Genomic DNA, 6,466 nt, shown 5'->3' with positions numbered 1-6,466 from the left:
GCAATATGCGCTCAACTCCACCTCGGACAGCAGTGCCGTTTCCACCACCGCTGCCAACTTGGACTCGGCAGACCAACACTCTGCGGTCTTCTTGGTCACTGCACTCATCGTCCCACTCGCTATCGCCTGCTTACGCCAATGGTACAGCGTCACATCAGAAATCCCTTCCTGTTTGGCCAGTTCTGGCACAGATAAACTGGTGGGCGGTAACATCTTCTGCAATACAGCGGCCTTACGTTCTGCTGAATAACTCTTCATCTCGATAATCCACTTTCCGCCCCCACCCTACACCTGACTCCATTTCAGAGAGGCGACAACTACCCTGACACCGGGGGCTTTATACAAAGAGCGGTGAAGAGATCGTAAAGATTGGAATCACCACCGGAACTGTCGATAGCCGAATCAACCAGCTTTACACAACAGGAGTTCCGTTCCGGTTTCGAGTAATCAAAGAATTCGAAACAAAAAACTACTACGAGCTTGAGCAGTCCATTCACAAGTTGCTTGATCCCTATCGTATTAATCGGTCCAGGGAGTTCTTCACTGAGAAGTGTTTGCCGTATGTTGAACAGATTATTTCAATACACAAAGACATTCACACCAAGTGTTACGTCCCGCAATAAATTAGGTGCCATGTCCCGAGTTATTTGAGGCCGAAACGGCGGGAACGTCCCACGGTTGTTCTGGGAGTACACGGTTCTGGAGAAGCGTGGGATTGCGACAGCGATCCCACGCGGGAAGTGATGGTCTGAAAAGTTCTTTTTGATGGGGATGAGAGAGGTCCCGATGACGGCGGATTTGCCGCCCATAACGACTTTTCACTACTCATGGCACCATACATCGAATTCAAAGCTCGTATTGACAGTATTGAGTCAATCTTGCTTTTAGCCGCAGTTCAGCAGAGGATCGTTATTGTGATTTTCTCGCTGGTTGATTGGATAAGATGAATCGCCAATTAACACGAGATTAGAGCTTAGAAACGCTTTGGTAAACCAGTCTGTAACCTATTGATTCAAAATGCTGCGTTTTGCTGTTTTTGCTCTTATCATAAGATGATAAAAACCATTAAAAAACATACTGATGAATGGGTATTGCCCACAAATATGGGGTTCAGGTGGTCGGAGGTTCAAATCCTCTCGCCCCGACCAATTTTACTATATGAATCATAATGATATAATTTTTATGGGCCATAAGTTATATCTGTGGGTAAACTTTGGGTTTATAATGGGGAAACCAGTAGGGATAACCCGAAGGTTCCTGGTGTTTATCCAGGTAGTGTTTTGTCATCTTTTCGGTTGAGTGGCCCAGCAGTTTCTGGATCGGGTCGTCCGCCCATCCAGCCTGACGGTACAGTTCAGCTCCCAATGCGCGAATCTCGTGAAAGCTTGGACGCTGTTCCTGTGTGAGCTCATTACAGACTCCGGTTTGGTCGCGTAGCCGGGTAAATTCCCGAGTCAGCATTTCCGGCTGTACTGCCGTCCAGTGTTCTTTTTTGTCGAGATATTCCCGCCTTCTTTTATGAGGTTTTCGGTGAATCAGGAATGGGCTCAGGATTTCATCACGGCATTGATCGATAACCCTGCGCAATTCGTCACCAACAGGAAGCAGCAGTCTTCCGAATTCTGAGGTGTTTTCTGTTTTCTTCTGGCAGACAGGAAGGTGCTGGACACCATTGATGGTCTGTATGGCGTCAAAGCGATACAGAACCAGATCCTCGCGCCGTTGCAATGTTTGCAGGGCAAGATCCATCGCATTTTGAAACCAGGGTTCTGCTGCTTCACGAATCGACCGAAACCACTCTAATGACAATGGTTGCCGTTCCACCACGTGATCTTTGGGGATGGTCATTTCTGGAATGTTTTGGGGTGGGATAATGCCTTTGGCGATGGCATGTCTCCATACCTGGATCATTAAGGATCGATGTGCATTGGATGATCTGGCTGGAAGCTGGTCCAGAAAGACGGCCACCCTTTTCAGGGTAACTTGTTCCCAGTCGTCCTTACCAAATTCCTGGCCGATCGTGCGCAACATGATGCGATATTCACGAAGGGTTTTTTCTGCCAGGGACTTGCCTTTTTTGGAGCGCCGTTCCTGCAGTATCTGGGTGTCAAAGATGTGGATGAATTCTCCAATTGTGCCACCCTCATTTTGGGTGATGACGCGCCTGACCAGTTTCTCGGTGTGCTGATCGTGAATCTGTTTGGCAAAATGGGCGTTCAAGTGTATGAGCGAAAAACCGATTGACTGGCGAGGATCTACGCTGCGAGACATCAAGGACGACGAATCTTCACCCCTAATGCGTGCAAGGAGGCTGGACACCAGCTTAGTCAGGTGTAGGCAGGACTTGAACCCGATGACTGGAAGCCCTTTGACGTGGTGGGCGCGGGAACCAAAGAAATTCGCATCAATCTCGACGATGGTTGGTTCCGCGTGATGTACGTCGCCAAGTTTCCGGAGGCGGTTTACGTGTTGCACTGCTTCAAGAAGAAGACGAGTTCAACCAGCAAACACGACAAGGACAGCACGGCTGCGCGTTACAAGTCTGTTATCCAGGAAAGGAGTAAGCAATGAGCATCGAAACCAAATCCATGCACATCACCCCTGTCGGCGGCAAGGTGTTCGCGGACTTGGGATTTGCACCAGAAGAAGCGGCAGCCCTGAAGACCGAATCACAACGCATCATCTCTGAAAAGCTGGCCATCAAGGATTCACTGATGACAGAGCTGGCAGAATGGATTGAAGCGAAGCAGCTCAAGCAAGCTGAAGCGGCGGAAATCCTGGGAGTGACCCGTCCGCGTGTTTCTGACGTAGTCAACAAGAAGGCCATTAAATTCACCATTGACGCATTGGTGGATATGCTGGCGAGAGCAGGCAAACACGTCCAGTTGTCTGTTCAGTAACGCTCAGTAATGCCCAACAAGTGATACTCCTTTGAGGCAAAAATCCCCACGAAATCCGAACCAGCTTGCCGAACGTGGATTAATTGCTTACTGGTTACAACTTCTGAAACGCTTGCACCCGCTGGATCGGCGTAGTAACGTTTCTACATTCATCCAGCGTGCGAGGGTGTCATCATGACCATTACCACCTTAACCAGTCGCGAGTTCAACCAAAGGGCGAGCGAGGCCAAACGGGCCGCCAACAACGGGCCGGTGTTTATCACGGATCGAGGCCGACCGGCCCATGTGCTGATGAGCTTTGAGGATTATCAGCGGCTCACGCAGCAGCGCCGTAACATTGCTGATGCGCTGGCTATGCCGGGTATTGCTGACATTGAGTTTGAGCCGCCGCGTGTGGCTATTGAAAGGCGTCCGGCTGATTTTTCATGAGGTTGATTCTCGATACCAACGTGGTGTCTGAACTGCGCAAGGTGCGGCTTGGTAAGGCCGATATGAACGTGACGGCATGGGCGGAAAGTGTGGATGCCACCGACCTCTTTGTGTCGGCCATCACCATCATGGAACTTGAGCTTGGCGTGCTGTCGATTGAGCGAAAGGACGCTACGCAGGGGGCCTTGTTGCGCACATGGCTGGAGCAGCACGTATTGCCTGAGTTCTCCAGGCGCACGTTGTCAGTCGATACCGCTGTGGCACAACGCTGCGCCAGGCTGCATGTACCCGACAAGCGTGGAGAGCGCGATGCACTCATCGCGGCAACCGCCCTGGTGCATGGCATGACGGTGGTCACGCGCAACGTCGCGGATTTTAAGTCTACGGGTGTGCCCCTCATCAATCCGTGGGAGCGGTCGCAGTGATGGTCAGGCCATGGGCGTTCCATCTGCAAAAACGCCTACTAATGCAGTATTGGTGATTCCAGCGCTATATTGCAACGTTTCCAGCTGCAAAATTAGGTGTCCATCTTTGTTGCCCGAGACTCCCCCATGCAAATCGATCGACTGGATCATCTGGTGCTGACCGTGCAGGATATGTCTGCAACCATCGCCTTTTATTCGCAGGTGTTAGGTATGCAGGCCGTCACTTTTGGCGAGGGGCGCAACGCCCTGGTTTTTGGGCAGCAGAAAATTAATCTGCATCCGGCAGAATGTCCCATTGCTCCGCATGCGGCTCATCCTGTTCCCGGATCAGCAGACTTGTGCTTCATCGCTCAGGGAGACATTCACGAGTTGCTCGCCCATCTCCAGAACTGTGGTGTTGCCCTTGAAGCGGGTCCCGTGCCCCGCACTGGGGCCGCAGGTCCGCTTACTTCGGTCTATTTTCGGGATCCCGATGGCAATTTGCTGGAAGTGTCCATCTATGATGCGGCGATTACATCGTGACTGATCGGACGCGTGTTGCATTAGTCACCGGCGCGAGCTCCGGCATTGGCCTCGCCATTGCACAGCGTTTGACTCAGGCCGGATATCGGGTGGCCCTGCATTCCCGTGTTTCCTCAGCCGCAGGCCTTCAAGCAGCAACGACACTGGCGGGGGCCCATTATTTTCAGGCGGATCTTCTGGACGAGGCCGCACGCCGTGAACTGATCCATCAAGTGATTGCGCACTATGGTCGGCTGGATGTGTTGGTCAATAATGCGGGTGCGTCCAGCGTGATTGCGCATGATGATTTATGGGCCGCAACCCCGGACATCTGGCATCGCCTCTATGAGCTCCATGTGGTCGCACCCTGGCAGCTTATTGCCCTTGGCGAGCCTTACCTGCGCGCCGCATCGACAGATGAACAACCGGCATCCGTGTTAAACATCAGCTCGCATGCCGGAGTGCGGCCCAAGGGTGCTTCTATTCCTTACGCTGCCAGCAAAGCCGCACTGAATCATGTTACCCGTTTACTGGCTAAAACCCTGGGACCCGATATTCGGGTGAACGCTATTGCTCCAGGATTGGTGGATACGCCGCTGACCGAGAATTGGGGCGATATTCGTGCGCGGTGGATACGTGAAGCGCCTATGCGCCGCAGCGCGAGTCCGAAAGATATTGCCGATGTGGCGTTGATGCTGACCGAATCGACTTATCTAACGGGTGAAGTGATGATGGTCGATGGCGGCATGAATTTGCTATAAGGCATGGGAAACAAGCCCTGCATTGGATCGAAACATAAATAGGGATTGCAGCTTTACCAGAGCGTGTGTGGTTCATTCTCATGGATTTCCCGTCTATGCTAAATGGAATCCCTTGCCAGCCAGACTATGTTGGTCTTAGTATTTCCCAGCCTTGGAATGAGGGGGGCTGATCTCAAGGTCAGCAGTTTGGGGTTGCCTGCTATGGTTTGGTGGCGTTGCGCCTTTGATGGAGGCAAACTCACGCGCTCAGGCAGAGTATAACCGCCATCTCAAGATCTGAAGCGATTTGTGGAACAATGACGGAACAAGACCGTTTATGGTGCTGACGGAATCTGAAGGATGTACACATGATTTACACAGTTGAATGCAGCTTCACTGACCCATCCGCAGAAGATGAATGGAACACTTTCTACAGCAATGAAAAATTGCCTGCGTTAATTTCTGTTAGAGGATTTCGCACCTCACAGCGATTTAAATTGTCCGATGGTATAAATTCGGTGCCCACTTATCTCGCTATTCATACTATTGCCAATGAAAAGGTTATTGAAAGTGCTGATTATCGCCAAAATGGCGGCGGCAATTTTGCAAAATGGCAACCCATGATTACAAACTGGCACAGGAATATTTATGGGGGGGGGCGAACGGTTCCCAGATGTCATAAGTGATCAGCGATTATTGATTAGCAATGAAAGTGGTGACGCATTAAGAGCGCTTGGTTTTCAAGTGCTACATCTATGGGCATCAGGATTAGATCGAACACCAATGGAACGTTGGGTGGCGATTTCCTGCAACCTACCGGATCCTGCGCCTCATCTGAAAGCGGAAGGAATATGTGTATACGCCCCGATGGGGAATCAGTTGCAGAGCGTTTCCCAGTAATTATCGTACTCAGAAATTAAATGTAATTTAGTATTCTATGGCGCATCGTAGCGAAGGTTAATGTACTTTCTTACTACGACAAAGGATGACCATGCATCAAATCGTGACACAGATTGATATTGCGGCATCACCAGAGCGTGTGTGGTCCATCCTTACGGATTTCCCCGCCTATCCACAATGGAATCCCTTCATTCACGCGATTTCCGGAGCAGCAAAGCCGGGAGAAAAGTTGCGTGTGACCATTCAGCCCGAGGGACGCCGGGCCATGACCTTCCGGCCGAAGGTAATGAAAGCAGCCAATCAACAAGAACTACGCTGGCTCGGCCATTTGGGAATCCCGGGCCTCTTTGACGGCGAGCACTACTTTCAACTCACTACGATCAGCAATGGACACACGCGGTTTACTCAGGGAGAGCAATTCTCAGGTATTTTGGTGGGCGTGTTCCTATCCAGTATGGAAGCAGCGACAAAAGCAGGTTTTCAGGCCATGAATCAGGCATTGAAGAATCGCGCGGAGGCGAATGACCATATTGGCCCCGCGTATGATGACATCTCCAAGGAGCAATACTGA

10 protein-coding genes and 1 pseudogene are annotated in these 6,466 nt (G+C 51.1%); 9 read left to right on the top strand and 2 right to left on the bottom strand.

Annotation, left to right across the window (positions count from 1 at the left end):
• The coding region (locus H7F11_RS13995; RefSeq protein ID WP_193658205.1) for a transposase at positions 1–258 on the bottom strand (258 nt) is incomplete at its 3' end.
• A 101-nt stretch (positions 259–359) separates the two neighbouring features.
• Here H7F11_RS13995 and H7F11_RS17315 point away from each other — a divergent pair.
• Positions 360–623 carry a GIY-YIG nuclease family protein gene (locus tag H7F11_RS17315; protein ID WP_193650990.1) on the top strand — a complete coding sequence of 88 codons (264 nt, stop codon included), beginning with the start codon at positions 360–362 and terminating at the stop codon, positions 621–623.
• A 571-nt stretch (positions 624–1,194) separates the two neighbouring features.
• Here H7F11_RS17315 and H7F11_RS13985 read toward each other — a convergent pair.
• Entirely contained in the window at positions 1,195–2,220 is a 1,026-nt protein-coding gene (locus H7F11_RS13985) for a tyrosine-type recombinase/integrase (protein ID WP_193650932.1), read from the bottom strand.
• Positions 2,221–2,361: 141 nt separating this feature from the next.
• Here H7F11_RS13985 and H7F11_RS13980 point away from each other — a divergent pair.
• The 8 genes and pseudogenes from H7F11_RS13980 to H7F11_RS13945 all read left to right on the top strand — a co-directional run.
• A pseudogene (locus H7F11_RS13980) lies at positions 2,362–2,571 on the top strand (type II toxin-antitoxin system RelE/ParE family toxin); the annotation flags it as partial.
• A complete protein-coding gene (locus H7F11_RS13975; protein ID WP_193650933.1) occupies positions 2,568–2,900 on the top strand; it encodes a helix-turn-helix domain-containing protein in 333 nt (110 codons plus the stop codon). The pseudogene H7F11_RS13980 and the gene H7F11_RS13975, both read left to right, overlap by 4 nt.
• 174 nt (positions 2,901–3,074) lie before the next feature.
• Positions 3,075–3,329 (top strand): type II toxin-antitoxin system Phd/YefM family antitoxin, encoded by a 255-nt coding sequence (locus tag H7F11_RS13970; protein ID WP_029316265.1) that lies wholly within the window; start codon positions 3,075–3,077, stop codon positions 3,327–3,329.
• The gene (locus H7F11_RS13965; protein WP_193650934.1) at positions 3,326–3,754 is read left to right on the top strand and encodes a type II toxin-antitoxin system VapC family toxin; all 429 of its coding nucleotides are present in this window, start codon (positions 3,326–3,328) and stop codon (positions 3,752–3,754) included. Before H7F11_RS13970 ends, H7F11_RS13965 begins: the two co-directional genes overlap by 4 nt.
• Before the next feature lie 126 nt (positions 3,755–3,880).
• Positions 3,881–4,276 carry a VOC family protein gene (locus H7F11_RS13960; RefSeq protein ID WP_193650935.1) on the top strand — a complete coding sequence of 132 codons (396 nt, stop codon included), beginning with the start codon at positions 3,881–3,883 and terminating at the stop codon, positions 4,274–4,276.
• Entirely contained in the window at positions 4,273–5,016 is a 744-nt protein-coding gene (locus H7F11_RS13955; protein WP_193650936.1) for an SDR family NAD(P)-dependent oxidoreductase, read from the top strand. Before H7F11_RS13960 ends, H7F11_RS13955 begins: the two co-directional genes overlap by 4 nt.
• A gap of 347 nt (positions 5,017–5,363) precedes the next feature.
• Positions 5,364–5,681: a hypothetical protein gene (locus H7F11_RS16820; RefSeq protein ID WP_227485519.1), complete on the top strand. Its 318-nt coding sequence runs from the start codon at positions 5,364–5,366 to the stop codon at positions 5,679–5,681.
• Between the two features lie 305 nt (positions 5,682–5,986).
• Entirely contained in the window at positions 5,987–6,466 is a 480-nt protein-coding gene (locus tag H7F11_RS13945) for an SRPBCC domain-containing protein (protein WP_193650313.1), read from the top strand.

The sequence above is a fragment of the Acidithiobacillus sp. HP-2 genome, assembly GCF_015100155.1.
GTDB lineage: Bacteria > Pseudomonadota > Gammaproteobacteria > Acidithiobacillales > Acidithiobacillaceae > Acidithiobacillus.
The sequence above is the reverse complement of the archived record's forward strand: the minus strand, read 5'-3'. Positions and strand labels throughout refer to the sequence as shown.